29 protein-coding genes and 9 pseudogenes are annotated in these 26,739 nt (G+C 47.1%); 21 read left to right on the top strand and 17 right to left on the bottom strand.

Annotation, left to right across the window (positions count from 1 at the left end):
• Positions 1–25 precede the first annotated feature (25 nt).
• Positions 26–1,411 carry a cation-efflux pump gene (locus JCM16161_RS03480; protein WP_243669019.1) on the bottom strand — a complete coding sequence of 462 codons (1,386 nt, stop codon included), beginning with the start codon at positions 1,409–1,411 and terminating at the stop codon, positions 26–28.
• A 135-nt stretch (positions 1,412–1,546) separates the two neighbouring features.
• Between JCM16161_RS03480 and JCM16161_RS14850 the strand changes: the two genes are divergently transcribed.
• Both JCM16161_RS14850 and JCM16161_RS03475 read left to right on the top strand, forming a co-directional pair.
• Positions 1,547–1,849 carry a hypothetical protein gene (locus tag JCM16161_RS14850; RefSeq protein ID WP_243669017.1) on the top strand — a complete coding sequence of 101 codons (303 nt, stop codon included), beginning with the start codon at positions 1,547–1,549 and terminating at the stop codon, positions 1,847–1,849.
• Between the two features lie 34 nt (positions 1,850–1,883).
• Positions 1,884–2,552 carry a hypothetical protein gene (locus JCM16161_RS03475; RefSeq protein WP_243669015.1) on the top strand — a complete coding sequence of 223 codons (669 nt, stop codon included), beginning with the start codon at positions 1,884–1,886 and terminating at the stop codon, positions 2,550–2,552.
• Positions 2,553–2,591: 39 nt separating this feature from the next.
• Here the strand turns inward: JCM16161_RS03475 and JCM16161_RS03470 are convergent, their stop codons facing one another.
• From JCM16161_RS03470 to JCM16161_RS03450, 6 genes and pseudogenes are all read right to left on the bottom strand, one after another.
• Positions 2,592–3,155 carry a hypothetical protein gene (locus tag JCM16161_RS03470; protein ID WP_054855004.1) on the bottom strand — a complete coding sequence of 188 codons (564 nt, stop codon included), beginning with the start codon at positions 3,153–3,155 and terminating at the stop codon, positions 2,592–2,594.
• Positions 3,152–3,823 (bottom strand): hypothetical protein, encoded by a 672-nt coding sequence (locus JCM16161_RS03465; RefSeq protein WP_243669013.1) that lies wholly within the window; start codon positions 3,821–3,823, stop codon positions 3,152–3,154. Before JCM16161_RS03465 ends, JCM16161_RS03470 begins: the two co-directional genes overlap by 4 nt.
• Entirely contained in the window at positions 3,778–3,936 is a 159-nt protein-coding gene (locus tag JCM16161_RS14845) for a hypothetical protein (protein WP_243669011.1), read from the bottom strand. The genes JCM16161_RS03465 and JCM16161_RS14845 overlap by 46 nt, the downstream gene beginning before the upstream one ends.
• A 63-nt stretch (positions 3,937–3,999) precedes the next feature.
• Positions 4,000–4,680, bottom strand: a complete 681-nt coding sequence (locus JCM16161_RS03460) for a nucleotidyltransferase family protein (protein WP_054855003.1) — start codon at positions 4,678–4,680, stop codon at positions 4,000–4,002.
• 7 nt (positions 4,681–4,687) lie between these two features.
• Positions 4,688–5,026 (bottom strand): hypothetical protein, encoded by a 339-nt coding sequence (locus tag JCM16161_RS03455; protein ID WP_243669009.1) that lies wholly within the window; start codon positions 5,024–5,026, stop codon positions 4,688–4,690.
• Between the two features lie 70 nt (positions 5,027–5,096).
• Positions 5,097–6,034, bottom strand: a pseudogene (locus JCM16161_RS03450) (carbohydrate kinase family protein).
• A 64-nt stretch (positions 6,035–6,098) separates the two neighbouring features.
• On the opposite strand from JCM16161_RS03450, the gene JCM16161_RS03445 reads away from it, so the two are divergent.
• The gene (locus tag JCM16161_RS03445) at positions 6,099–6,641 is read left to right on the top strand and encodes a hypothetical protein (RefSeq protein ID WP_054855001.1); all 543 of its coding nucleotides are present in this window, start codon (positions 6,099–6,101) and stop codon (positions 6,639–6,641) included.
• A 7-nt stretch (positions 6,642–6,648) separates the two neighbouring features.
• On the opposite strand, the pseudogene JCM16161_RS03440 reads toward JCM16161_RS03445, so the two are convergent.
• A pseudogene (locus JCM16161_RS03440) lies at positions 6,649–8,444 on the bottom strand (ATP-dependent DNA ligase).
• A gap of 178 nt (positions 8,445–8,622) precedes the next feature.
• Here JCM16161_RS03440 and JCM16161_RS03435 point away from each other — a divergent pair.
• Together JCM16161_RS03435 and JCM16161_RS03430 are read left to right on the top strand one after the other, a co-directional pair.
• Positions 8,623–9,871: pseudogene (locus JCM16161_RS03435) on the top strand (serine hydroxymethyltransferase).
• Positions 9,872–9,893: 22 nt separating this feature from the next.
• Positions 9,894–10,547 carry a hypothetical protein gene (locus JCM16161_RS03430; protein ID WP_054855000.1) on the top strand — a complete coding sequence of 218 codons (654 nt, stop codon included), beginning with the start codon at positions 9,894–9,896 and terminating at the stop codon, positions 10,545–10,547.
• Positions 10,548–10,576: 29 nt separating this feature from the next.
• Here JCM16161_RS03430 and JCM16161_RS03425 read toward each other — a convergent pair.
• The 5 genes and pseudogenes from JCM16161_RS03425 to JCM16161_RS14830 all read right to left on the bottom strand — a co-directional run bounded on the left by JCM16161_RS03425 (position 10,577) and on the right by JCM16161_RS14830 (position 12,741).
• Positions 10,577–11,319, bottom strand: a pseudogene (locus JCM16161_RS03425) (30S ribosomal protein S4e).
• Between the two features lie 33 nt (positions 11,320–11,352).
• Positions 11,353–11,829, bottom strand: a complete 477-nt coding sequence (gene rplX, locus JCM16161_RS03420; RefSeq protein ID WP_054854999.1) for a 50S ribosomal protein L24 — start codon at positions 11,827–11,829, stop codon at positions 11,353–11,355.
• A 56-nt stretch (positions 11,830–11,885) separates the two neighbouring features.
• Positions 11,886–12,287 carry a DMT family transporter gene (locus tag JCM16161_RS14840; protein WP_243669167.1) on the bottom strand — a complete coding sequence of 134 codons (402 nt, stop codon included), beginning with the start codon at positions 12,285–12,287 and terminating at the stop codon, positions 11,886–11,888.
• Complete coding sequence (locus tag JCM16161_RS14835) at positions 12,284–12,592, bottom strand: DMT family transporter (RefSeq protein ID WP_243669007.1); 309 nt, start codon at positions 12,590–12,592, stop codon at positions 12,284–12,286. The genes JCM16161_RS14840 and JCM16161_RS14835 overlap by 4 nt, the downstream gene beginning before the upstream one ends.
• 2 nt (positions 12,593–12,594) lie before the next feature.
• Positions 12,595–12,741, bottom strand: a complete 147-nt coding sequence (locus JCM16161_RS14830; RefSeq protein ID WP_243669005.1) for a hypothetical protein — start codon at positions 12,739–12,741, stop codon at positions 12,595–12,597.
• A gap of 46 nt (positions 12,742–12,787) precedes the next feature.
• Here JCM16161_RS14830 and JCM16161_RS03410 point away from each other — a divergent pair, with 46 nt between their 5' ends.
• The gene (locus tag JCM16161_RS03410) at positions 12,788–13,429 is read left to right on the top strand and encodes a methyltransferase (RefSeq protein ID WP_243669002.1); all 642 of its coding nucleotides are present in this window, start codon (positions 12,788–12,790) and stop codon (positions 13,427–13,429) included.
• On the opposite strand, the gene JCM16161_RS14825 is transcribed toward JCM16161_RS03410, so the two are convergent.
• From JCM16161_RS14825 to JCM16161_RS03400, 4 genes and pseudogenes are all read right to left on the bottom strand, one after another.
• Positions 13,426–14,091: a HEAT repeat domain-containing protein gene (locus JCM16161_RS14825; RefSeq protein ID WP_243669000.1), complete on the bottom strand. Its 666-nt coding sequence runs from the start codon at positions 14,089–14,091 to the stop codon at positions 13,426–13,428. The genes JCM16161_RS03410 and JCM16161_RS14825 overlap by 4 nt on opposite strands.
• A 38-nt stretch (positions 14,092–14,129) precedes the next feature.
• Positions 14,130–15,226, bottom strand: a pseudogene (locus JCM16161_RS14820) (M1 family metallopeptidase).
• Positions 15,223–15,942 (bottom strand): hypothetical protein, encoded by a 720-nt coding sequence (locus tag JCM16161_RS14815; protein WP_243668998.1) that lies wholly within the window; start codon positions 15,940–15,942, stop codon positions 15,223–15,225. Before JCM16161_RS14815 ends, JCM16161_RS14820 begins: the two are co-directional and overlap by 4 nt.
• A 39-nt stretch (positions 15,943–15,981) precedes the next feature.
• Positions 15,982–16,194 carry a hypothetical protein gene (locus JCM16161_RS03400; RefSeq protein ID WP_054854998.1) on the bottom strand — a complete coding sequence of 71 codons (213 nt, stop codon included), beginning with the start codon at positions 16,192–16,194 and terminating at the stop codon, positions 15,982–15,984.
• Positions 16,195–16,371: 177 nt separating this feature from the next.
• Between JCM16161_RS03400 and JCM16161_RS03395 the strand changes: the two genes are divergently transcribed.
• The 15 genes and pseudogenes from JCM16161_RS03395 to thyX all read left to right on the top strand — a co-directional run bounded on the left by JCM16161_RS03395 (position 16,372) and on the right by thyX (position 26,708).
• Positions 16,372–16,950, top strand: coding sequence for a hypothetical protein (locus tag JCM16161_RS03395; RefSeq protein WP_054854997.1), 579 nt, complete (start codon positions 16,372–16,374; stop codon positions 16,948–16,950).
• Positions 16,951–17,121: 171 nt separating this feature from the next.
• A pseudogene (acs, locus tag JCM16161_RS03390) lies at positions 17,122–19,096 on the top strand (acetate--CoA ligase).
• 68 nt (positions 19,097–19,164) lie between these two features.
• Positions 19,165–19,254 (top strand): hypothetical protein, encoded by a 90-nt coding sequence (locus JCM16161_RS14810; protein ID WP_243669165.1) that lies wholly within the window; start codon positions 19,165–19,167, stop codon positions 19,252–19,254.
• Entirely contained in the window at positions 19,251–19,667 is a 417-nt protein-coding gene (locus JCM16161_RS03385) for an acetate uptake transporter (RefSeq protein ID WP_243669163.1), read from the top strand. The genes JCM16161_RS14810 and JCM16161_RS03385 overlap by 4 nt, the downstream gene beginning before the upstream one ends.
• 169 nt (positions 19,668–19,836) lie before the next feature.
• Positions 19,837–20,322 carry an ABC transporter substrate-binding protein gene (locus JCM16161_RS03380; protein WP_054854996.1) on the top strand — a complete coding sequence of 162 codons (486 nt, stop codon included), beginning with the start codon at positions 19,837–19,839 and terminating at the stop codon, positions 20,320–20,322.
• A complete protein-coding gene (locus JCM16161_RS03375) occupies positions 20,298–21,929 on the top strand; it encodes an ABC transporter substrate-binding protein (protein ID WP_243668996.1) in 1,632 nt (543 codons plus the stop codon). The genes JCM16161_RS03380 and JCM16161_RS03375 overlap by 25 nt, the downstream gene beginning before the upstream one ends.
• Before the next feature lie 141 nt (positions 21,930–22,070).
• Positions 22,071–23,110 (top strand): annotated as a pseudogene (locus JCM16161_RS03370) (ABC transporter permease).
• Between the two features lie 428 nt (positions 23,111–23,538).
• Positions 23,539–24,041, top strand: a pseudogene (locus tag JCM16161_RS14805) (ABC transporter permease).
• A gap of 4 nt (positions 24,042–24,045) precedes the next feature.
• Positions 24,046–24,210 carry a hypothetical protein gene (locus JCM16161_RS14800; protein WP_243668994.1) on the top strand — a complete coding sequence of 55 codons (165 nt, stop codon included), beginning with the start codon at positions 24,046–24,048 and terminating at the stop codon, positions 24,208–24,210.
• A pseudogene (locus tag JCM16161_RS14795) lies at positions 24,207–24,775 on the top strand (ABC transporter ATP-binding protein). The gene JCM16161_RS14800 and the pseudogene JCM16161_RS14795 overlap by 4 nt, the downstream one beginning before the upstream one ends.
• Before the next feature lie 20 nt (positions 24,776–24,795).
• On the top strand, positions 24,796–24,981 hold the full coding sequence (locus JCM16161_RS14790) for a hypothetical protein (protein ID WP_243668992.1): 186 nt from the start codon (positions 24,796–24,798) through the stop codon (positions 24,979–24,981).
• A gap of 39 nt (positions 24,982–25,020) precedes the next feature.
• The gene (locus tag JCM16161_RS14785; protein ID WP_243668990.1) at positions 25,021–25,185 is read left to right on the top strand and encodes a hypothetical protein; all 165 of its coding nucleotides are present in this window, start codon (positions 25,021–25,023) and stop codon (positions 25,183–25,185) included.
• 41 nt (positions 25,186–25,226) lie between these two features.
• Complete coding sequence (locus JCM16161_RS14780; RefSeq protein WP_243669161.1) at positions 25,227–25,574, top strand: ATP-binding cassette domain-containing protein; 348 nt, start codon at positions 25,227–25,229, stop codon at positions 25,572–25,574.
• Between the two features lie 35 nt (positions 25,575–25,609).
• On the top strand, positions 25,610–25,978 hold the full coding sequence (locus JCM16161_RS14775; RefSeq protein WP_243668988.1) for an ABC transporter ATP-binding protein: 369 nt from the start codon (positions 25,610–25,612) through the stop codon (positions 25,976–25,978).
• Positions 25,979–26,051: 73 nt separating this feature from the next.
• Positions 26,052–26,708 (top strand): FAD-dependent thymidylate synthase, encoded by a 657-nt coding sequence (gene thyX / locus JCM16161_RS03350; RefSeq protein WP_243668986.1) that lies wholly within the window; start codon positions 26,052–26,054, stop codon positions 26,706–26,708.
• Positions 26,709–26,739 lie beyond the last annotated feature (31 nt).

Raw genomic sequence — 26,739 nt, 5'->3', positions numbered from 1 at the left:
ATCACATTATGATCCAGGTAACGGGTTATAAGGTTTTGGTGTCGGGTAGCACCGAAACTATTACGTGATACGGCATACTATAGATCTTCGCCACCTCACTCTCTATTTCAGTGGCAATATTATGGGCCTCGGTAATGCTCATGCTCTGTGGTAGATATACCAGGATGTGTATTGCGCTTATGCCCTCAATATCGACAACATTGATGTCCCCGACACGGCCACCATACTTAGAGCAGACGGCATTCACGGCTCTCCTAATCTCATCAATATTCCCTGCCTTTTTATCAGGCTCCAAGTGGATCCAAACCAGTGCATTGGGTATTACCTGTCTCACCTTGTCCTCAACCTCGCTTATGGCTATATTAACATCGCTTAGTTTAGCATCGCTCCTAACGACCATGTGCATACTGACTATCACGCCATCCTGAGATTTCATTATATTTAACTCATGAATATTATTAATTAACGGATTCTTAACACCGGCGAGAGCTCTCTCCACCTTCTCGCGGAGTTCGGGCTCTACGTGGACCATGACTATCGACGGACCAACCTCACGCTTTATTGCCGACTCCACATCATCGGCAATACTATGCGCCTCAGCAATACTTAGGTGGTCGGACACCCCTATTGTCACCTCTATATGAGCCATTGAGCCAGCCCTCCTAGCCCTAACATCCTTAACCGAGACGACGCCCCGCACCGACTTCGCAACGTCGGTAACTCTCCTAGTGAGATCCTCGGATGATTTGTCCATTAATTCATCGATCGAGGTCCTCATTATACGCGCACCAATTACCGAGAAGTAAATGACTATCGCGAAGGCGACCAGGGCATCAAGTATTGTGCCCCACTCATTAAATAATCCAATGCTTAACCTCTCCATTAATAAACCAATGATCATGAGGGCAATAACGGAAGTCTCGATAGCAACATCACTTAGGAAGTGGTAGGAATCAGCCTCAAGGGCCCTACTATTCCACTTAACTGCCGCCTTTCTTAATGCCCTTGACCTATTCACGTCAATAATTATTGCTATGGTCATGACTATTATGGCGATGACATCAGGACTAAACGGTACCCTCATTATTATACGCTCGGCGCTTTCATAACCAATGAGTATACTAGCCACAATTATGAATAGGGAGCCAAAAAGCCCACCAATGCTTTCAGCCTTACCATGACCGAATGGGTGCTCCTTATCGGGTGGTTTAGAACCCACACTAACGGCAATCAGCGTTATCGTAGTCACCAGTATGTCGAGGAACGTGTGCATGGCCTCGGCAAGAACGGCAAGGGAGTTCGTGAGTAGCCATGCGGTTATGTTCATAGCGGTTATTAGTACTGACGCTAGTAGTGAGAATAAGGCGACCCTCGTCTTCTCATTACTCATGTACACGTAAATGTTCTTCATGCTTGCCTTATTATCCCGAGAATTGCTAATTAACCTATCTTTAGGCATGCTTTAAATCGATAACTAATCCGATGTCAATTTATAAAACTAACTGTCGGAGAAAGATTTATTAATCCCAACTTTAGGGTAACCCTAATGATATCGAGAACCAGAATAGGCCTAATACAATCGGCAAACCTGGTATTACTTACACTAGCCACGGTTGTGCTTGGGCTCGGCATATTCAACATAAACTTCCTGCTACACCCGCCAAGCCAGTTACCAGTAACCGAAATACTGATTGTGTCCCTATTCCTCGGGATGCTACATGGAATAACGCCTGATGAACATACATGGCCCATAACCTTCAGCTATGCAGTTGGCGAGTATAGTACGAAGGGAGGCATGAAGCAGGCTTCCTATTCTCACTGGGCTTCACGATACAGAGGGCCTTCCTAACGACTCTTGGCTACATAGGCTGGCGTATTTCTACATGAAGTATAATCTCGATGGACCTGTATATTTCGTGGTCGGTCTAGTCATGGCAATAGCGGGGTCCTACATATTGAGGGGTAAGTACATCCACCTACCAATTGATGTCTTACTAGGTGGGCATCAGCACCACACTAATGAAGCCAAGAGAATACCACTTCATGAAGCCCACCCAAGGGAGGTTCCGATAAAGATGACTATTGTTCATGGATTAATAGCGGGCTTCGGTTTTGGCGCCTACGCATCAATAATAACGTTTGTCCTTGCCCCACAGATGCCAAGTATTTGGTATGCGCCATTGCCCGGCTTAATGTTCGGTATAGGCACTATGATTATGCAGATAATACTTGGCGCAATCTTCGGCGGGTCATTAAGGGCTAGGAAGTTCACTGAGGAGGAGGTTAAGTACGTTGGTAGGAAGACCGCAGGAATAACGCTTTACTACGGAGGAATCGTGTTCGCATTAGTTGGTTTGTTAATAATATTCCTACCACAAATCGATGCCTGGGCAATAAGCACCGGAATACCAATACCAAACCTGGACGCAATAGACATAGGCTTCCTACTAGTGATATCAGTGGTTGGTGTAATTGGACTATACGGCATAATAAAGTCGTATAAGGAGGCCGTCAAAATACATAGGTTAAATTCCTCGACATCAAATGCATGAATTTAAATTTATAAAAAAAATTTAAAATATTAAATTAGCTTAGGACTTTGATTCCGTCTTTATCAACGCTAGGGCTTGAACGACCCTCCTCACGAGTTCAAGATCCGCCTTAACCCTACTATACACATCATCAGGTATCTCACCCTTAGCCTTACTATCCTCAAGCTCCTTAATCATGCCATCGACCTGATCCGTGGTTAGTGACGTTACGTCCATTGACCTGAACCAATGCTCCTTAATACCCTTGTCAATCTCATCAATCTTTGACTTAGCCTCATCATACATGCTGGTTAATTTCGTTAGAGTATCCGTTAACTCGGCGGAGGACTTTGAGTACTCATCATCATCTATCAGGCCAAGCTCCTTCTTAACCTTAAGCATGTCGAGTTCCTCACGTATTGAGTCAATACTTGCCTTAAGTTCATTAACCCTAAGCTCCAGCAGTATGTTATCAGCATCCCAATTTCTCTTAACATTATTAACCGCGGTCTTGTAATCAGACCACATGTTGTTTAGGCGTTTTATTTGCTCGGTATAGTTGTCATACATCTTATTGATTTGTTTCAGCAACTCCTCGTATATTTTCAGCATTTCATTGCTCATGATATCACCCCCTCAATCTCAGCCTTCAACTTCTCATAAACCTCCTTACTAATCCTACCATCCCTATACATCTCCTCAAGCTTAGCCAGTGAGAGCTTAAGCTTGCTTACCTCAGGCGTTACCGTTGTCATTAACAACCTCTTATAATGTTGGTTAATTGTTGCCTCAACCTCCTGATACCTGGTATTCAACTCCTTAAGCTTATCACTGATCCTATCAAGCTTCTTCTGAATGCTATCCCTAAGCTTATTGTAGGTATCATCGTTAATTAGGCCCATACTCCTCCTTAGCTCAACCTCCTTAAGATCCTCACCATACTTATTACGAATCCTCTCAAGAATAACAATATACCTCCTCAACTTAGCCTTCTCAACCTCCCAACTCTGCCTAGTCGATTGTACGGAGCTCTCGTAATCCCTCCACTTATCATTAAGGGTCTTAGCATTACCCTCAAACCTCGATAATATCGACTCACTACTCCTAATTAACTCATCCTCAGCATCACCTGCAGTCTCAACACGCGCCGCGGTCACAGCAGCCGGTGCTGCGGTAATAACCTGCTGAGGCTGTTGCTGGGTCTGCTGCAGTGGCTGGACGGTTTGTGAGGGCTTGGTCTCGGCCTTTACCTGGGCGCCCTGGTCTTCATGTACTGAACGTATATTGGGCACTCAAAATAATCGCCAAAGCAGTACCACTGGAATGGGTTAATTGGTCTCTGTGCGTATGTGCATACATAGCCGCTCGCGGTCCTTTCAAGCCCTGGACAAACAGCCCTAGACATTATTAATAATCCCTGTATTTTAATTGTTTATATATGTTGCGTTGAATGATTTATGGAACATGGTCATGTTACTAATGAGTTAAGGTAGTCCTGGGGCACGCCAAGGTCTACATAATTACCATCTGTTAGGAAGACCATGATCCTCATACCACCCTGCCGTAAGCCCTCAATGTACTTATTCATGTCAAGCCTCTCCTTATTCAACCTCCTAATTAATGAGCCCCTCATTATATATATTCCAGTAACTATTGGTAGTGTGATGGTGGGCTTCTCAAGCCAACCCCTGAACTCACCACCCGGGCCAATATCAAGTACCCCATACCTAGCGGTTAATTTATACCTAATCGAGACTATGGTTACATCGGCATTACCTGACCTATGGTAATCAAGAGCCTTCGCTAGGGGTATGTCGGTTAATACATCGCCATTAACCACAATCACATCATCATTATCACTAACGTATTCCCTCACGTACCACAACTGCCCTGCGGTACCCAATAATTGATCAGCGATGACGAATTTAATGCCAGGCATGGAATTACTTAATAGTGAAATTACCCTATCAGCCATGTACGCGGTGACTATAATCACGTCATCGTACTTAAGGCCCTGTGACTTAACCCAACTTAGTATGTGTTCGATTATTAATCCATTGCGAAGTGGAAGGTACGGTTTAGGAACCAGGTATGTTAGCGGTCTAAGTCTCTCGCCAAGCCCTGCCGTTAGGATTACTGCCTTAATCATTCACGGTCTACATATAGTCCTTAAGCCCAAGCTTCTTTAAATGCCTATTAATCACTGAGGCCTGCTTATCGAGCTTCTTAGCCTCCTCAACAATATCCCTCTCCTTAGTCTCCATATTCCTGAGATCAAGTAGGCACCTGCCGTCGGGAGCCATTACGTGGGCCTCGCAGATGGCGTACTGGCACTTATAACCAATGCAGGGTCCTCCAAATAACGTGCATTGTGTAACGACTCTACTACCCTGCCTAGTAATCTTCAGTGCCTTCTTTGCGCACCTGAAGTATTGGAAGTTACACCAGGTACCATCGCAGTACTTAACCTTAACCTGAACATTAACCTTAGACACGGTAATCCCCTAACTCCTAATACACAATGTAATCCCTACATATATAAGTTTTTTTCCATTACTAAATAACTCAGGAATAACCAAGCCTACTCAATATCTCATTAGCCAGCTTAGCGTAGCCGAGGGATTCAAGGAAGTCAATGACTTCACTCAGTTTAGGCGATGACCTGGCACCCCTCCTAGTGACCTTAAGTGATGCTGCCGCATTGGCAAAAATGAGCTTATCTATTGGGTCTAGGTCTAGTACGGAGGCAACAACGTAAGCCGCGGCAAATGTATCACCGGCGCCCGTGGTATCCACTGGAGGAACCTTAAATGCGTCGGAGTACTTAACCTCACCATCCCTAAACAATAGCGCTCCACGAGGACCGAGCGTAACTATTAACTCCCTAACCCTAACCCTACTCGCTATGTTCTCCGCAGCCCTAACAACATTTTCTGAGTGGCCTAATTCCCTAGCCTCAAAGCTATTCATGAACCAAATATCTACGTTATTCATGACATCCTTAATAACATCAAGCCCCTTCTTAGCTAGTGGTGTGCCCCCATCAACCGAGACCGTTAACCCCATAGACTTAGCAATGCGCTTTGCTGTCTCGATAATTTCAATCCTACCAAGGGCTACATGGACATGCGCTACGCCGTTCATAACATCGTTAGTGATATCGCTCGGTGTTAATCCCAGGTTAGCCCTGAGTACCTGATCATTCGTTTAGAGCCGTCAAGACCCACAATCACGATAACGGTACCCGTCTTTTCATGGCTGATGCGCTTTATGAACCTAGTATCAACACCCTCAGACTCTAACTCCTTAATTAGCATATTACCAAATTGGTCATTACCCACGGATCCGAGGAACCTAGAGCCAAGACCAAGCCTAGCCACTGCAACGGAGAAATTAGCCGCGGAGCCTCCACCGCCCATGTAGGTCTCATAGGCATCAATTGACTCATCGGGTCTTGGTATTGCGTCGGTCTTTACATAAATATCTAGGTTTAGGTTGCCCATTGATAATACTACGGCCTGCCTCTTCACGCGTAGCTTTATTAACTGGACTTATTAATTCTTAACCGTGGATAATGCAGTGGATGTAAAGAGATTGCTTGAACTTAGAGATAAGTTGGATAGTAGGATTAAGGAGCTTCAGGAGGAGCTTGACCTATTGAATGAGGTTAAGGGCGTTATCGATAGCATAATTAAGTCACAGTCGATAGTTCCAGCCACAGAATTGATGAGCAAGCCTCAGGACCTAGGCAAGTTAGTGGAGACTAGGGAGATTAGGTCTAGGGTCGGTAATGAATTGCTGGGCACAGTCGAGGTTTACGAGAATGGCGTGAGCATTAAGCCGATAAAGCCCTTCGATAAGGATAACACGGCATTCAGGAGATTCTTTAGGGATAAGATACTCGAGGGCTTTAAGCAGGAGGATGACAAATTGGTTAAGGATGGTCAGTTAAGGCGTGAGGAGGCCTTCAATTATGAGATTAAGCTTGATGGTGACAATGTGGTTGGCATAGTCATTAAAAATTACAGGAGTGATGAGAGACTCAGGGAAATAATTAGGGCGATACGCTGGACGCTCGAAAGGGTTTTGAAGGAGGAGGCAGGTGAATGATTTAATCCTAGGGATTGGCGCCCTCCTCTATCTTAACCTTCTTCTGCTCCTTATACATCTCTAGAATCTCATCAACGGTCGTCGCCTGTTCCGGCGACTTATCCGTCCTATAACGCCCCGTGAACCTTGGGAATCTAATGGCTAGACCAACATCAGCCTAATGGCGCCCATGCAGCATGTGTGGAGTGGCTTAGGGTTATTTCAGCGCCAATTATCTCAAGTACTATGGCCGGTACGAACCACACGTCAGGCTCCATCTTAGAGACAACCCTTGGGTGCCTATGCGGTATCCTGTATGGGTCAAGCATCTGCTTCAGCTTCACGAGATCCTCATCGGTGAATCCACTACCCACCTTACTCACCGTGTAGAATTGATCAGTCTTCGGGTCATAGGCAGCAATCAGCAATGCCCCGTAAGTACCCGCCCTCTTCCCACGACCCCAGAATGCACCCACGACGACCAGGTCCAGGGTATCCGTCAACTCACTCCTGTAGTCACGCTTATACTTAATCCAGAGCCAGCCCCTGGCACCCATTTCATATATCGAGTCAGCCTTAATGGACTTGCACATGACACCCTCACAACCATCACTAATAGCCTCATGGAAGAACTTATCAAGTTCCTCCGCATCATTTATTATCCTCCACGTCGCCAAGTGAACATACTCACTCGGCTTAAGGATCTCCAATAACCTCCTCTTCCTATCAATGAGCGGCAGGTTCGTCAGGTCCTGCCCATCAACGTACATGGCATCAAACAGGAATATGTTGACTGGGTACTCCTTCATTGCCTCCTTAATGTCGTGCTTCCTCTTCCTATGCATCAACTCCTGGAAGGGCCTAAACTCACCCGTGTCCGGGTCAATGGCTATTATCTCACCCTCCACAATGAACTCCTTAGCGTCAATAGCCTCCTTAACATACTCAGCAACATCAGGGTACGCATGCGTTATATTCTCCAGCCTCCTACTAAAGATCCTAACCTCACCATCCCTAGTCTTATGCACCTGGCCCTCTCACCATCATACTTATACTCAACCATTGCAATGCCGCCTAGTTTAGCCAGGATTTCGGCGGGCGTGCTCAATCTCTCGGCAAGCATTGGCTGTATTGGTACGCCGGGCGTCACGTGGATTTTAGCCAGGGCATTCTGACCCTCCTGGGCAACCATCTTCGCTATATAACCGAGGTCTGGGTAAATGTGGTAAGCCCTCTCAAGGGCCTCCCTAGGCACTTTATACGCGTCTGATAATGCGTCCAGTATCGTCATGTCGGCAACCCCGAGCCTTAGCCTACCAATTACGAACCTAGCAATGTACTTAGCCTCCTCAGGCTTAGCCCTTGAGAATAGGTACGTGAGGAGTTTGACCTTTGTGTCCTGAGCACCCTCACCACTCGCCTTGGCTATCGACATTAAAGTATCGTAGACCTTACCCATCGTTAATTCCTCACCACCCCCACCACCGAAGAACTCGAGTATTGACTTGCCACCCTGCTGAGGCTTACTACTCATTATTCTCCTAGCCGTCTCACCAACATCGCCGAGTCTCTTATAAAGATCCTCAACCTGCTTAATGGGCGCACCAGTGGCGTTGGCGATAGCCCTAAAGGTGAGCTTCTCAGCAACGCCAAGCTCCACACCCTCCCAATCAGCCTTAATTGACCGAGTATGAAGTAGATGACCTTATCAATGGCGTTGGGCGGAGTCTTCTTGAGGAGCGATGAGAGTAACTTGGCCATTACTGTCCTTTGCGTAGTCGCCTCAATACTCTCGAGTGCCTTCACGACGTCGATGAATTTAATGTCATTACTGCCAGCGGACATCAACCCTAAACACTCTATAGAGATTAATTAATCCACCGCTCCATAATACCCTAAGAATAGGTTGGTTGGGCAGGGCATTAAAGCTTTAATATATTACTCACTAAGCCCACATTAAATGTCATTAGATCCAGACTCAGCCTTAAATGATGTAATAAACATGGTTAAGGCACATAATAAATGGCGTAGGTTAGAGACGATAAACCTCATACCCAGCGAGAATGTGATGTCGCCGTTAGCCGAGTATGTTTATTTAAATGATATGGAGGGTAGGTATGCCGAGGGCACGCTGGGTAGTAGGTATTACCAAGGCACTAAGTATATCGATAAGCTTGAGGGACTCCTTGCAGGCTTAATGGGTGAGTTATTTCACGCTAAGTTTGTTGATGTTAGGCCAATCTCAGGCACTATAGCCAATGCCGCTGTTTACGCAGCGTTAGCGCAGCCTGGCGATACGATAATGTCGGTGCCGCTTAATTCAGGGGGTCACATAAGTCATAAAACTACGGGCGCCCCTGGGATTTTTAGGTTGAAGGTAGTGGATTTGCCATGGGATAATGAGGAGTTCAATGTTGATGTTGATGAGAGTATTAAGTTAATTAGGGAGGTTAGACCAAGAATTGTGATACTCGGTGGTTCCGTATATCTATTTCCGCATCCCATTAAGGAGCTTCTCGACGTCGTTCATGAGGTCAATGCGGTGCTTCTTCATGATTCGGCCACGTACTCGGCTTAATCGCTGGTGGGGCATTTCCAAACCCACTTGATCTGGGTGCCGATGTTATGACATCATCAACCACAAGACATTTCCCGGTCCTCAGGGTGGTGTAATCTTCACTAATAGGGAGGACTTGTTTAAGGTCATTCAGAAGGCGGTATTTCCTGGGTTGACATCGAATTATCACCACCATAGGTATGCCGCGACTGCCGTAACGGCGATTGAGATGATGAAATTCGGTAAGGCATATGCGGAGCAGGTCGTTAGTAATGCACGGGCGTTGGCAGAGGAGTTACACGCGTTGGGGTTCAAGGTTGTTGCTGAGAATAAGGGTTTTACGAGGACTCACCAGGTACTTATTGATGTATCCAGTGTTGGTGGCGGTACTAAATCAGCGGTCTTACTTGAGGAGGCTAACATCATCGTGAATAAGAATGCATTACCCTGGGACAGGGGATTCAGGGATCCAAGCGGGCTTAGACTTGGTGTTCAGGAGATGACTAGGTTCGGCATGGGTAAGGACGAGATGAGAACAATTGCGGAATTCATGGCGAGGGTCCTCATAAGGAGGGAGGATCCCGGCAGCGTTAGGAAGGAGGTTATTGAGTTTAGGAAGGAGTTTACCCAGGTTAGGTATGGCTTAACCCCGAGGGATGTTGGTATTGATGTTGGCATAAACATGTTAATGTAGCCGATTAAAAATTAGGGTTGCCATGCGCGGTGGCGTTGTTCTTGATCCAATGGAATGGCTACTAGTTAGGAGTTACTACACCGCATTACTTCCTCAATTGAATTTTAAGGATGATTACCTAGCGGCTGAGTTGGCGCCTAGGTTCTGTAATTATGATGGTAATTTAAGGGAGTTTAGGTGGGATGTTGTTAATATAGTGATGCCGCCAGCTAGGGCAATGCCTGATGACAATGGTTTATTAATTGCCGTTGAGGGTTACTCAGTTAGGCTTCTTCGTGGTTGGGGGCTAAACCCCGATATTGTCATCACGGACTTCGACTTCATACCTGAGGAGTTGATCGACTGCGATTGTTTGGTGCTTGGTCATGCGCATGGCGACAACATCGCCTATTACCCCAAGTATGCATCAAGGGTCAGGAAATTACTGCCAACGGTCCAGGTATGGCCCAGGGGTTGTTCATTATTAATACCTGGATTTACCGACGGCGACAGGGCTGTCTACCTAGCTTATTACATGGGTGCTAGGGAAGTTAGGATTTATGGTTTCGATCCAGGTAAAGTTGTGAAGAGGGATGATGAGGTAAAGAGGGTGAAGCTGGAGATAGCGAGGGCTTTAATTAATAGGGTCATTCAAAAGGCCGTGAACAGTAATATAATGATTAAATTAGTCAGTTAGTATAATTACTTAATAATTACTTAGTATAATTACTGAGATTGAGTCACTTGTTGTTGTGCAATAGTTATTAAGGGCTTTTCCTTACCTACTGCAAATAGGTAATCCATTATTGTCCTGACCTCCCTGCCGTCGCTCGTAACGATCTTAACCGTGGACTCCCTCTTCCTGTATGTCTGTATTATCTCGGTTATCTTGCCGTAGTAACCCACGTTTCTGCCATCAACGATAAGCCCAGTGAGCCTAGTTCCGGTTTTACGTGATCCACGATCTTATTCTCGTTAATGTCGATTAGCACTGTATCGAGTGTGTCATACTTACTCCCCTCCTCGTAGGGCAGTTGTATGTTTCTGCCATCGTGCAGATTAAGCTGTATTTGCCCACCCTTAACCATGGTCTTATTCTCAATTCTACAAAGCTTGTAATTAGCCTCATCCGGGCCTATTGGTATTGGCCATAGGAACTTCGTTGGGTGTGGAACCACTCGGTAAATCTCATTTGTTGGCACGATCTCGACGACGTCCATCAAACCCACTGGGTACTTGTAATCCCTCCTTACCCTACCATCAACCTTAATTAACCCCTTACCAATCACGTACCTGGCCTCCCTGAGGGTCTTCGCGTATCTAAGGACATCCCTCACAAGTAGTGCCAGCGGTAATGACTTAGCCAGTGGGTGTGGTCCAGGGCTTGGCCTAACGACCCACACTGTCTCCTTGGTCGATACCGGCCACCACTCAGGTGCTTGATAACGCCTTAAGTGCCTACTGGGCATTAGGCATCACCGTGGAAAAACCCATTTAAAGGCTTACTGCCTTTGTTCGCCACCGCCCTGGCCAACCACGATCACCTCAGGCTTTCTCAAAGCCCTTGTCTCCTTAGCCTCCTCAAGCTTCCTTAGGTACTCCTCACGTTGCTTCCTAGCCCTCTCGATAGCCTCAAGCCTCCTTTTATCGCTGGTGTCTAGCTCGACGATCATGACCTTAGACGGGTGTATTGGGTAATAAACAGTTTCACCGCTCGGTTTCTTCAGGGTTGCGTTCTCAACGTAAATCCTCATCTTCCTCAAATCAACATCGATAACCTTACCCCTAACACCCTTGAAGTCGCCCCTGAGTATTAACACGGTATCTCCCTTCCTAACCGGTAGTCTCTTAATGCCATACTGCCTCTGCAGGTCCTCACTTAGCCTGGCGGTCATCAACCTATGCCTAATATGAAGTGGTGCATTGTATAATGCCTTCCTCTGCTTCCTTGGTTGCTTGGACCTTGTTAATGTGGCCATGCAAGAACCCGCTTAAGCTAATTACTTAAAAATTTTAGTATGCCGGTGGTCCACGGTTAGGTCGAGGCGAGGTAAATACCGACGAACATCACCGCCGAACCAATAATCTCGGGTATGCTTGGTTGAATACCCATTATGAGGTAATTAAGCACAAGCGTCAATGCAGGCACTGTGAATATATACGGCGTTGAATTCGCAACACCAATGGTATTAACAAGTAGGTACCAAACAAGAAACAGAACGGCACCGCCAACCACGGAGGTACCCAATAAATTGCTGATAAACCCAGGTACCCACTCAATGCCGGTGAAGGTCTCAGGCCCATTAACCAATAACCCCATTATGGCGAGTAGTACCGAGCCAATTATGAACATGTTAGAAACAACGATCAAGCCATCACTATTACCCAACTTCCTGAAGTATATACTGTACAGGGCCCAGAATATGGCATTTATCACAGTAAGCAACGCGCAATTAACGAGACACCCCTCATTATTGAGGAAACTCCATAAATAACAACGCCAGCAAACCCAACAATAGCCCCAACCACGTTGAGGATCCTTGGCCTCTCATGAATTAGTAAGATCGATAGCGGTATTGCGAATAAGGGCATTGTATAACCGAAAATGGCTGATGAACCCGGGTCAATATAGGCCAATCCATAGGCCCAGAGCGCCGTACTTAATGAGGAGAATAGGCTCAGGAGGACTATGTCCCTACTTAATACTATGTAATATCTCCCATTAATTAATGCTGCGGCCATGGCTAATAGGCTCCGGCTATTGCGTACCTAATTGCCATGTAGCCCAATGGCGTTGCGTATCTCAATCCGAATTTTACGAAGAAGTAATTAAATGATGCTGATAATACATAAATTAGTAAGTAACCAATGAATAGGGACTTCCTCATCATCACTACGGGCTATGGCATACCTTAAAAACCGTTCCTCCTGAAAATAATGAAAGGGATAAAAGGCTTGTCCCTAGGGGTATTTGGTGCATTGATGCATTATTACGATAGGGAGCCCGTCTTTAAGGAGATGAGAGTTAGGAGGATTAATACCATGATCAGGGGATTCCCACTAACCTTCGTGTTAGCCCCTGGCGTATTCTCAAGCGAGAATGTGGATGCAGGCACTAGGTTGTTGGCTGAGAACATGGTCATAATGAACGACTGGGACGTACTAGACATGGGCTGTGGGTATGGCGTCCTCGGTATTGTGGCGGCTAAGTTGGCGCCAAGGGGTAGGGTGGTCATGGTTGATACAAATAAGCTCGCTATTAAGCTGGCGGCAATTAATATAAGAATTAATAAGGTTAGTAATGCCGAGGTTCGATTAAGCGACCTATACAGTGCCGTTCAGGGCGAGAGGTTTAATACCATAGTTTCAAACCCACCAATAACCGCCGGTCTCGAGGTAAATAGGAGATTAATAATTGAGGCAAAGGATCACCTTAAACCCGGCGGCCTACTGCAGATCGTGGTGCCGAAAAAGTTGAGGTCAAGGTTTGAGGAGATCCTGTATGGTAATTACGACATTGTGGAGAGGCTGGCCAAGTCAGGTAATTACATAGCCTATGTGGCCAAGGTCATGGGTTAGCCCTTCGCCTCCATCCTATCCAGCCTATCCATTATCCTTCTCTGCTCCTCCCTAATCCTCTCAATCTCCTCCCTCAGCCTTGCATACTCAACGCCCCTCTGCACATGCTCCCTAATCTTCCTGGCCACATCTCTCGCATAACGCCTTATACGGCCATCCAAGTCCCTACTGGCTAATTCATCGAGTATATCCAGGAACCTCGGGTCCAGGGAGCTCTCCACGGCCGCCACGGCGGCATACCTAACCCTGTAATACGGGTCCTTAAGCAGCTCCCTAATCCTATCATAAACCCTCCTAATGCCCACGAACCTTCCCAGGGATTGAGTCGCGACCATCCTAACGAGGGTTGGCTTACCGAGTTCCGTATATTTAATTAACGTGTCAACCGCCTCATCAGTGCCCAGCTCGGAAAGCCCCTGTAGCGCGCCCTGGGTTATTACGTAGTTATGGCTTGGGTAATCAAGGGCCTTAGTGAGTTCTCCTGCGTAATCAAGAATTCCCAACTTACCGAGTGATTGGGCAGCCCTTGACCTGACGTAGTAACTCTCAGACGCATTCTCAAGGATTGACGTAAGGACCTTAGCCACATCCCTATTGCCCCTGAAGTTGCCCAGGGCCTCCACAATGGCTTGTCTAACCCTTGGATGCCTCTCATTATTCAACGCGTTGAGTAATGCCTTGAGCGCGTCCTCCGTACCTACTACCGAGTGCCTGGCGGCCTCAGCCTGACACCCCAGAATGAGTCACTCATTAACGCCTTACTCAATCCCTCAACAGCCCTGGCGCTGCCGTCCCTGGCTAGGGCATCAATGGCCTCAAGCCTACACATTAAATTATCACTGCCCAATTCCGCAATGGCCTCCTCAACACCCTTATCGGCGCTCACGGACTTAATGCCTACCTTAAACTGCGGGTCGAGGCATACGTATTGAGGCCTCTCGCTGGCTGGTATGTATACCGTGGCCTCCCTCTCACTTAATTCAAACCTGAACATGTCGACCTTACCACCTGAATACTTAATCTCAAATTCAAGGGGCAGCCTATAGATTGGGTATGAGTCATCCCCCTGGGCCTGGCTAATACTTAACCTAATGAGTTTATTACCTGGGTCGTAACTCCAGGAATACTTAATAACGGGATGACCAGATGAGTAAACGAATTGCGCGAAGAACCAATCAAGCGGTTGCCCGGAAACCTCCTCAAGGGCCTTCCTAAGGTCCTCCGTATCGGCACTGCCATGGGCGTGCCTAGTTAGGTATAGGTTTATGCCCCTCCTAAAGGCTTCATCACCGAGTAGGTTACGGAGGGTGTGCAATACTAGGCTACCCTTCTCATATGTATGTCTATCAAACATTTCCTCAGGGTCCTTATACAGCCTCGTGACTATGGGCCTCGCGTACCTATTGCCATACTCATTAAGGTAGTTCCTGAGGTTCTGGTAAAGTTCGTATAGGAATTCATCACGCCCCTTGCATGCTCCATATAGAGCGCCTCGAAGTACGTGGCGAAGGCCTCGTTAAGCCATATATTGGCCCAGTCCTTAGTCGTGACATAATCACCAAACCACTGATGAGCGAGTTCATGCGCGACCAAACCATCCGACGTGAAGTCCTCCATACCTGGGCATGGGAATTTGGAACCTGGGCAGTGGGCATGCTCGTCATGTAGTGTGGTATCCGTGACTATGGTCACGGTGGTGTTCTCCATACCGCCATATATGAATTCACCAACGGCAACATGTTTATAATTAGGCCATGGGTACTTAATGCCCGTGTACTCACTGTAAAACCTAATCATGTCGCATGTCCTATAAAAGCTGAACCTGGCCCTATCGCCATACCCCCTGGTACATAATGCTCAATGGCTAGTCCATCACAATCCTCCCTGACGACCTCAAACTCGCCAGCCGCAAAGGCCACGAGGTAGGCCGAGTGCGGCTTGTCCAACCGCCAGTGCCACAGTACCTCATTACCGAGGTCCCTAGTCTCCACTAATACGCCGTTGGAGACCGCGGTCCAGGGCTTCGGAACTATTATTATCAGTTCACTCGTGAACTTAACATTTGGGTAGTCAGGCATTGGTAGCCAGTAATGATTGTCCTCACTCTCACCCTGTGTCCAAGCCATGGGCACCCTATCCCTATAATGCTCATCCGGCAATACGAAGTAGAGCCCCTTCCTAGGTTTAGTTTCATAGTTCACCTGCACGACATGACTCCCTGGGTTAAGGTATACCCTAAGGGTCCTGCCGTCATACTCAAACCTCGCATCCTGCCCATCAACCTTGACCGACACTATCCTCATCTCGGCGGCATCAAGCTCGATATAGTCCCTGCCCGGAGGTACGTCAATGGTATACTCACTTAACCCCTCTATTGCCCTATCGCTGGCCTTAATCCGTATTTGAGCCTTTAGGTGCCTTAGGGTATAGCCGTAGTACCTGGGGAATTGAAGCCTATAGTCAGGGTATACGAAGTTTCTACCAATTAAGTAGCCGGCCTTATCAAAGGACACAAGCTATGGCATTAAACGAAATTAATATGCATTACCTCATTAGAAGAGTCTCACCTTGAGAACCGATAGCCTATAAACCCTATTCTGCTCCTCAGCCTTAATAACCCTCTGCCCAAGTAATGGAAATAACCTCCTCAGCGTTAAATAACACTCCAAATCATCGAGTATGAACGTTATCACAGAGCCCACAGGCGCATCGCGAAAATGCTGCATAGCTAGCGTACTACCATACGGACAGCCAATACCCCTCAAATCAACCGTTAATTCACCAACTCACAGGGTATTAATGGTTTCTTAGCAATACTTTAGGCATAATACACTGCGCATTTTTGCATAGGTTTCCATGCGCGTGCGCTTGATTTATATTTATTATTAAGTAATAATCCTGGAGAGAATTTATAAGTCTCGGGACTAGGTAATTGTGGGTTCATGTCGGCAGGTAGGGACTTCGTTAATCAGGTAATTACGGAGATCGAGAATTCAATCCTTAAACCCCTCGAGGATATCGAGAGTAGCGCAGAGGGAATTCTCGAGAGCCTATCGGAGAGCATGAATATCGAGAAGCCCAGGGTAATAGCCACGGTAAACCCCACAAACGAGTGCGTAGAGTACGTCGATAGGGATCAGCAATGCCAGGTAATTACGGGTAAGTACCTCCCCGAGGAATCAATAATACTAATTAATTATAGGATCGACATGAACACGCTCCTCCACCTATTTGCCCATCACGTGCACGCCATCGAAATGGGTAGGGCCAAGTACGTTAGGGTTAGGAGACTTGAGGAGTTGAGACTTCCCTGGGAATTAAGGCCAACCGAGATTGTTGCCATGTATAGGACGGCGCAGTTGGTGCGTGTGCTTCAGCCTAGGGCTTGGAGGATTTATAATGAGGAGATTAAGCCTAGGATTAAGGAGATTGATGAGAAGTTTAGTAGTGTGAGGTTTACGGTGAATTACCTAGAAAGGCAGGTGGAGCACATACTGAGTAGTAGGAGGCCCATTCAATAATGTTTAATGAGGACCTGATTGGCGCTAATTATATATTCTGAATATTATCATTATATTATCATTTTTTATATATTATTATAAAGTAATGAATCATTAATAAAGCTTATAAAATCCTTAAATTAGTATTACTTTGTATGTCCGTAACATGGGCTCTACCCTTCAAGGAAAAAAATAATTCCCGAGGTTGGTAAAGAGAGGGCCGTTGATCCTGAGGAATATAGAAGGATCCACCAGGAAAGCCTTAAGGACATTGAGGCATTCTGGTCGAATATTGCCAGGGAGCTTGAGTGGTTTAAGCCCTGGGATAAGGTACTCGTCGCCGATCCACAGCCACCGTTCTATAAGTGGTTCGTTGGAGGCAAGCTCAATGCCTCGTACCTAACCCTTGATAGGCATGTTAAGGGTGGTAGAAAGAATAAAGTAGCCATTATTTGGGAGGGCGAGCCTGTCGACCAAAATGGCAATCCACTTGAGGTTCGTAAATTGACGTATTACGACCTATGGCGTGAGGTCAATAGGCTCGCCTATGTGCTTAAGAATAAATTCGGCCTTAAGAAGGGGGATACCATAGGCATTTACCTACCGATGATTCCCGAACTACCCATAGCGATGCTCGCAGCCGCAAGGCTTGGCGTAATATTCACGGTGGTCTTCAGCGGATTTACGGCGCAGGCTTTGGCGGATAGGCTTAACGATGCGGATGCGAAGCTCGTGATAACGGCCGATGGCGGCTATAGGCGTGGTAGGGTGATTAGGCTTAAGGATATCGTGGATAAGGCCCTCGAGCAAGCGCCCACGGTTAAGAACGTAATCGTCTACAGGAGGGTTGGGCTAAGTGACATTAACATGGTTAAGGGCAGGGACTACTGGTGGCATGAGGTTATGGCTGACGTGCCCATGAACGCCTACGTGGAGCCAGAGCCTGTGGAGAGTGAGCACCCGTTATATATATTATATACGTCAGGTACGACAGGCAAACCAAAGGGTATTGTTCATGATACCGGAGGTTACATGGTGCTGCTACACGCAACCATGAAGTGGGTCTTCGATGCCAGGGAGGACGACATACACTTCTGCACAGCCGACATAGGCTGGGTAACCGGCCATAGTTACATAGTCTTTGGACCGCTCCTTGAGGGTATGACCACGATAATGTTTGAGGGGGCCCTCGATTATCCTAACCCAGACCGTTGGTGGGCTATTGTTGAGAGGTATGGGGCAACTATACTTTACACAAGCCCCACCGGTATTAGGACGCTGATGAGGTTTGGTGACGAGTGGGTTAAGAAGCATGACCTTAGCACGATAAGGCTCATTCACAGTGTTGGTGAGCCAATAAACCAGAGGCCTGGCGCTGGTTATGGAACTTGGTGGGTAGGGAGAAGGTGCCCTTTGGCTCCACCTGGTGGATGACGGAGACAGGGGGCATATTGATATCGCATGCACCAGGCCTCGCCCTGGTCCCACTTAAACCGGGTACTAATGGGCCGCCATTACCAGGCATTGATGCGGATGTGGTTGATGATAACGGCAACCCAGTGCCACCGGGCCAGAGGGGTTACCTCGTGATTAAGAGGCCATGGCCTGGGATGTTACTGACGATTTGGAAGGACCCGGATAGGTACGTTAAGACATACTGGAGTAAGTTCCCTGGGATGTTCTACGCAGGCGACTACGCGGTTAAGGATGAGGATGGCTACTTCTGGATACTTGGCAGGGCTGACGAGGTTATTAAGGTTGCCGGGCATAGGCTCGGTACGTACGAGCTGGAGTCAGCCTTGATACAACACCCAGCCGTGGCCGAGGCCGCAGTAGTCGGTGTCCCAGACCCTGTGAAGGGCGAGGTACCAGTGGCCTACGTAGTCCTTAAGCAGGGTTACCAACCTCTGAGCAGTTGAAGGCTGAGTTGAATAATAAGGTTAGGGAGCTCGTGGGGCCAATAGCCACATTATCGAATATATTCTTCGTAACCAAACTACCTAAGACAAGGAGTGGTAAAATAATGAGGAGGCTAGTTAAGGCTGTGGTTACGGGTCAACCGCTGGGTGATGTTACGACGCTCGAGGATGAGGCAAGCGTTGAGGAGGTTAAGAGGGCCTATGAGGAGTTTAAGGCTGAAATAGAAAGGCTTGGTAAACAGGGGTGAGTTAAATGCCTGAAAAGACCGCTAACCCCGCACCACTTGGCTTATCCGGCTTCGCATTAACAACCTTAATCCTCAGTTTATTTAATGCGCACATAATAACCGCGGGCTCAGACGTAGTAATAGGTCTGGCGGCATTCTATGGCGGGTTAGCCAAATAGTCGCTGGCCTTTATGAGTGGAGGAGTGGAAATACCTTTGGCTACGCGGCATTCTTCACATACGGCGCATTCTGGGAGTGGTACTTCATAACCGTGCTGCTGGCGCACATGGGACTAGTTACACTGAGCGCTGCGGGCATAAGCGCCGTTTTAGCGGCGTTTGGAATATTTACGTTTATCTTCTGGATATATACCTTCAGGCTTAATTGGGCGCTCTGGCTAGTATTCCTAACGCTCTGGCTCACATTCTTCCTGCTCGCCGCAGGCCTAACAATCGTGGGTGGCTACGTTGGTATAATAACCGCATTACTGGCTTGGTACACGGCATTCGCAATGATATACCAGGAAGTATTCAATAGACCAGCACCACTATTAAACTCACAGCCAATAAGGGCAAAGGCAGCAGCGGCATGAGCTATAGTGTAATTGAATAATTAAAAGGTTAATTATAATCTATTTATATTTAGAACGATCATTTGTACATTTATATTTAGTAGCCTTTTAGCTAAATTATCTCTAAACCATAAGTATTAATATATGGTGGTGAGTAAAACTTTTAAGGATAAATAATTGATCCTAATTCATGCCTAGGTCCCTTAATAAATGGGGAATTTCAAAGGCGGCACTAGCAGGTATAATCGTGGTTGTTGTGGTGGTTGTTGCGTTGGGTGCTTACTTCGCGGTGACTTATCACCCGAGTAAGAAGGTTGTTTCTCCGCCTCCGACAGTTACTAAGCCGACGGTGACCGTGGTCTCGAACCAAACAATAACACTAGCACCACCAAACCCAAACGAACTAATTGACTTAACGGACGTAGCATCACCTGATTGCTTAGACCCAGCAACAGGTTTCTGGACTATGGATGAGCCGATATTTAATGTTGTTTACCAGGAGTTGGTAACTTGGAATGGTAGTGATTACTTCCATGTTGTTCCTATGTTGGCTACTAATTGGACTGTGAGCCCAGACTACAAGCACTACATCTTCACCCTAAGACAAGGCGTCTACTTCACCGACGGCGAGCCATTCAACGCAACCGTAGTATGGTTCAGCTATACAGGACTATAATCATGGGACAAGGACCAGGTGTGAGTAATTATGGTTCATTACTATTCCACATGAGTGTTTACAGCCAGACTGGCTATGCCATACCATGGGGTGCTTGCCATGCACTTGCCTACGCAACCGGTAACAATGCCTACATAAGCAACGCCACACTGTGTGCCTATGCATTGGCGAATGTCCTAAGCAACTTTAACGTAAACAACGCAACAATTCAGAAGATGATGAGTTATCCGAACCAGGCAGTGGTGGTTCTTGGGCCTTACGAGGTTGAGATAAACCTGATACATCCATATATGTACTTCCTACTTGATATTGCGTCTTGGTGGGGTGCTATGGTTCCGCCAGCCTACGTAGACGCGCACGGCGGTGTACAACCCAATTCGCCAAACAGTTACCTATGCCAATACGGACTACCAGGTACAGGACCATACGAGATTGAGAGTGTCACGGGTACACCTGGCGAGTTCACAGAAATAGTCCTTAAGATCAATCCCAACTACTGGGGCAATAATTATCCAGCGGGTTCATTACCTGTACTTGACCAACCAGGTCACATACAAATAATTGATTTGAAGATAAGTGAGTCACATACAGACAGGGTCGAGTTATTTGCAGAGAACCAGGCCCAGTTATCTTATGTGAGTTCGCCATTCCTAAGCCAGGTCTATAGTGCCTGGTCGCCATACAATCAGTACTTACCACCAACAGCTATTGTGCATATTGATTGGGACTTAACACCTGAGTGCATAATGATGCTATCAATGAACACGCAGAGGTGGCCAACGAACATAACGGACTTCAGGCTAGCCATTGAGCATGCCATTAATTACACGGCATTGTTATACACGTACTACTCACCACTACTAAACACAACACTGGCTACGTACTACCTAGGTCCATTCACGCCACTAAACCCAGCACTATACAACCCAGACCACCTACCATTCTATAGCTATAACCCGAACCTAGCCATTGAGTACCTCAACAAGTCCGGTTGGGAGGGTGACTTCTACACAGTACTACCAAACGGCACCGTCATCGGCAACCCAAGTGGGCAGAAGCTACCGTCAATACCGATATACGTAATACCGCCAGTAACGCCGCAGTTAGAGGAGCAGCTCGAGATCGTGTCTCAAGACCTAAGCCAAATAGGAATACCGACTGCTGTGAGTTACGTAACATCATCAGAGTTTGACAGCTGGACATCACCATCAGTAAGTGGTAGGCTGATCTATGACGTTGGCTGGTGCGCTGATTGGCCAGACCCAATAATGCAGATGGCAATATCAATACTAACGGGCTCATTACCAACCGGTGACTACGCCTGGTATAACAACCCGAACGTCACAAACCTACTCTATGAGGCCGCATTCACGACAAACCTAACCGAGCAGATACAGATTGCTAAGCAGGTATATAAGATAGTTTATAACCAGGCACCGTATGTCTGGATACCAGACCCAGTACCATACTTCCTAGTGCAGCCGTATGTGAAGGGTATAGTAGTCACATGGACAGGCTACTACTACAACACAATGTACTACAAGCCAGTAACCATAACAGTTGTGACGTACTCCAACGGAACCAAGGTTGTGCAGGTAAGCTCATAATATAAATAATTTCTATAATTATTTAAAAATTTATATTGATATTTTTTATAATCAATACAGATCAATTTATAATCCTAGGTATTTTTAGGACTATGTACCTGTGGGTAAGCTTTTTAAAGAAACGAATATATCGATGTTTGTATGGCTGGTCGTGACTTTCTAATATTCGTAGTAAGGAGGTTTATTAATGCCATAATAACACTATTGCTATTACTCCTACTAATGTTCGTTTTAGTTCACGCAATATATACAACACCGCTTGCATTGGCTAGGCTTTACGCAGGCCCTCACCCCACAATGGCCCAATTGGAAACAATAGTTAAGGAGTATCATCTTGATGCGCCACTTTATGTTCAATTCATTGACTACCTAATAAATGTCTTTAGCGGTAACCTTGGTTACGACCCAATCTATAAGGAGCCCGAGGCCTATATAATAATGCATTACCTGCCAATAACACTCACATTCATGATACCCGCAGTAATAATAACCGTACTCCTTGGAACATACTTAGGCGCCATTGCCTCAGCAAATAGGAATAAGTGGGCTGACTACTTAATTAGGGCATTCTACATATTCACCTGGTCCTCACCACCATACTTCATAGCCCTACTCCTACTATTAATATTCGCCATATGCTTGGACCATGGACCCACCTACCAACAAGCGGCTACGTAAATCCACTACTCCCCAGGCCCAAGCCAATAACAGGTTGGCCCTTAATCGATGCGTTAATCGAGCACGACTGGGCCTATGCGGAGAGCTACTTAATACACATGATACTGCCCATGTTCGCAGTAGTCCTTTACAGCTTTGGCGTCTATACTAGGATGGCCAGGAACACCATGCTTGATGTTCTCGAGAGCGACTACGTAAGGCTTGCATACGTTAAGGGCCTATCAAGGAGGGTCGTGGTTTACAAGATTGGTCTGAGGAATGCCTTAATACCGCTGGTAACTCTCATGGTATTAACATTCGCCCTAGCCTGGACTGGGGCCTACGTTGCTGAGGACGTGTTTGACTATCACGGAATGGGCTACATAACAACAGTGGCCATAACGAGCGTTGATCCATTAATGGTTTATGACATAACGCTATTCGTTGGAATATCAGTCATTATTGCAAACTTCATCGCGGACATACTCTATGGAATACTTGACCCAAGGGTGAGGATAACATGACAGAGCAGGTAACAGAGAGAAGGGCTGCCGGCGGATTCGCAGCAGCCGCATGGAATTGGATTAAGTTGATATCCAGGGACCCCGCCGGCCTTGTCGGGCTGGTCATAGTGGCCGCATTCGTTATTTGGTCGATAATACAGGGAATACTAGAGATATTGGCCGCATACCTCAGAGACCCAAGACTTGGATGGGTATTGCTGCCGTATAATCCATTTGCCCAAAACCTGGCTGGTGCATTCCAACCACCATCATGGGCTCACCTAATGGGTACTAATTACATGGGTCAGGACATACTGTCGAGGATCCTATACTCAATACCCTACAGCGCCGCTTACCCGGCATTCCTCGTGGTGCTCTCGGCAATACTAATTGGGGCTGCATTGGGCATTAGCGCTGGTTATCTGGGCGGTTGGTGGGATGAGATCCTCATGAGGATAACCGACGCATTCCTATCAGTACCAGCCATAATACTCGCCATAGTGGTGTCCGTACTGCTAAAGGCTAGTTTCATAGGTATGATTTACTCCTTCATAATTGTTTGGTGGCCAATATACGCGAGGCTCTTCAGGCTGAGACCCTTAGGGTTAAGGCCATGGACTACATAGCCGCTGCCCAACTCTACGGGGTATCGCCAATCAAGCTCTTCTTTAAGTACCTATTTATTAACACGATAGACCCAATAATAGCCTATGCAATGCTCGACTTCGGCAATGTAATACTGGCGGCGGCAATACTTAACTTCATAGGGGTCGGTTTACAACCCGGGCTTCCAATACTCGGCGAGATGGCTTCTGATGGCGTTAGCTGGGGATTCCCGAAGTACTGGTGGTGGGCCGTGTTCCCAAGCATAACAATACTTATTATTGCGCTGGGCTTTGTACTACTTGGTGATAGGTTGCAGGACATAATAGGTGGTAGGGCCGTGTACTGAAGTGGTGGGTATGGTCCTCCTATCAATTAGAGATTTATACGTTGGTTATAGGACGGTCATGGGGGAGCTCCACGTACTTGATGATATAAACCTGGACGTTGATAAGGGCGAGATAGTGGCATCGTCGGTGAGAGCGGCTCAGGCAAGTCAACCCTTGGCCAGGCAATAGCCAGGGTACTACCAGGCAATGCCTTCGTCTCTGGGAGGATAATGGTTGACGGAGTCAACCTACTGGAGCTTAGTGAGAAGGAGATGGAGAAGTACAGGGGCACCACCGTATTCATGATTCTGCAGAACCCATTCACAAGCCTCAATCCCGTGAAGACCGTTGGTTACCAACTCATGGAGGCCGCCAGGATTAGGATGGAGAGAAGTGGTGAAAAATACAGTGAGGATAGGGCCTATGAAATGGCCATTCAAGCCTTAAGGACCTCAGGTTCCCAGACCCAGAGATAATAATGCTGAGGTACCCACACCAACTCTCCGGTGGTCAGATACAGAGGGTTGTGCTTGCAATGTCATTAATACTTAAGCCAAAGATACTCATTGCGGATGAGCCAACGTCGGCGTTGGACGTTACAATACAGGCACAGGTAATAAACCTATTCAAGCAGTTGAGTAAGGAGATGGAGACGGCGATCCTATTCATAACCCACGACATAAGCCTTGCCTACGTAATATCCACGAGGCTCGTAGTCCTCTACGCAGGGCGCATAATGGAGGATGGGACATAGAGTCCGTTATTAGGGAGCCAATGCACCCATACACCCAGGGATTAATAGCCGGTGTCCCCGACCTATCGAAGTTCGTTAGTGGCAAGGTTAAGTTGCAGTCAATACCTGGAAACCCACCATCATTCCTAGACCTACCAAGCGGCTGTAAGTTCCACCCGAGGTGCCCATATGTTAAGGACATATGCAGGTTCAGGAACCCAAATTAACAAGGGTGAATAATAGGGTAGTTAGGTGCTGGCTCTACGGTGGGTGATGGGCATGCCCCAATAGTTAAGACAGTCAACCTCAGGAAGTACTACCTAGCCTATAAGATTGGCATATTGGATAGGTTGTTTGGTAAGAAGCCTGCCTGGGTCAGGGCAGTGGATAACGTGAGCATTGAGATTGAGGAGGGCGAGACGCTGGGCTGATTGGCGAGAGTGGTTCAGGTAAGACAACACTGGGCAAGCTACTGGTCACGCTTGAGAGGCCTGATGGTGGTGAGTACTACTTCATGGGTGAGAGGGTTACTGAGGATAAGATACCCTGGGTTAGGCAGCAGGTCGCCATGGTGTTCCAAAATCCATACAGCTCACTCAACCCGAGGCTCTCCGTTAAGGAAATAATCTCAGAACCACTTGGTCATTTCGATGAGGATAGGGTTAGGGAGGCAATGGAGATGGTGGGCCTTAATTATAGGGAGCATGGTAATAAGAGGCCCAGGGAGCTGAGTGGTGGCCAGGTTCAGAGGGTTGCCATAGCCAGGGCAATTATCAAGAGACCGAGGTTCATAGTCCTCGACGAGCCGACATCCGCCTAGATGCGTCACTACAGGCCCAGGTACTTAACCTGTTAATGGACCTTAAGGAGCAGTTGAAACTCACCTACCTATTCATAACCCATAACATAGCCGTGGCATACTACATATCCGATAGGGTGGCCATAATGTATGCAGGTAAGATAGTGGAGATGGGGGATGTTGATGAGATCTTTAAGAAGCCAATGCACCCATATACGCAGTTACTTCTTAAGTCCGTGCCAACGATAGGCAGGAAGGAGCTTGAACCACCAACCGGTGAGGTACCAAGCCTGGTGAATCCACCGCCCGGTTGTAGATTCCACCCGAGGTGCCCATACGCAATGAGTGTGTGTAAGGAGAGGGAGCCGCAGTTAATAAGAGTTAATAATAGGCAGGTTGCTTGCTGGCTGTATCAACAGCAGTAATACTGCTTAATTTACACCATACCCAGTTTTAATTAAGTGTCGGTTTATAAGTGTGCAGGAGGTAAAGGTAAATGTGGTTAGTATAATTAAACCAAGGGTTGAGCTTGTACTCACCTGGGGTAGTGAGGAGTTGATAGCGGCGATGACCGACGTGGTTTATAGGGCCTACTCGATTGAGGATGCCATTAAAAGGGTTAGGGAGAAGCCCGAGCTTGTTCAGAGGAGGATAACGGGTTTTCTGAGGGATGGGCACCACAGCGTGCTTGAATTCATGGGTGCAAGTTGGCTTGTTGAGGGTAGTAGGGCGTTCACGCATGAGCTCGTTAGGCATAGGGTGGCTAGTTATTGGCAGGAGAGCCAGAGGTACGTCGACTACGCAAGGGGGCAACTACGCTACGTACTACCGCCGGGCCTAGCCAGTGAGTGGACCGGCTTCCTTAGCAATGCGTCGCAGGCCTACGTTAAGGCTAGGGAGGGATTAGCGCCCGAGGATGCCAGGTACCTACTACCCAACGCTATGGCCAGTAGGGCTTGGGTTCAGATGAATGCCAGGGAGTTCTTCCTAAACTTCATGCCGCTTAGGACGGGGCTTGGGGCTTTTCATGAGATTAGGTTGGTTGCGTGGTTGATGTTCAGTACGTTAGTCGATAAATTCCCAATAACGGCTAGGTGGGTCTGGGAGAACCTGCCGAGCTACACCCAGACTACTGCAGGGGCATCGACAAACTAAAGGATTTGTACGGCACCAATGACTGCAGGAT

This window comes from Vulcanisaeta sp. JCM 16161 (assembly GCF_001316285.1).
This window is presented reverse-complemented; position numbering and strand designations above follow the sequence as displayed.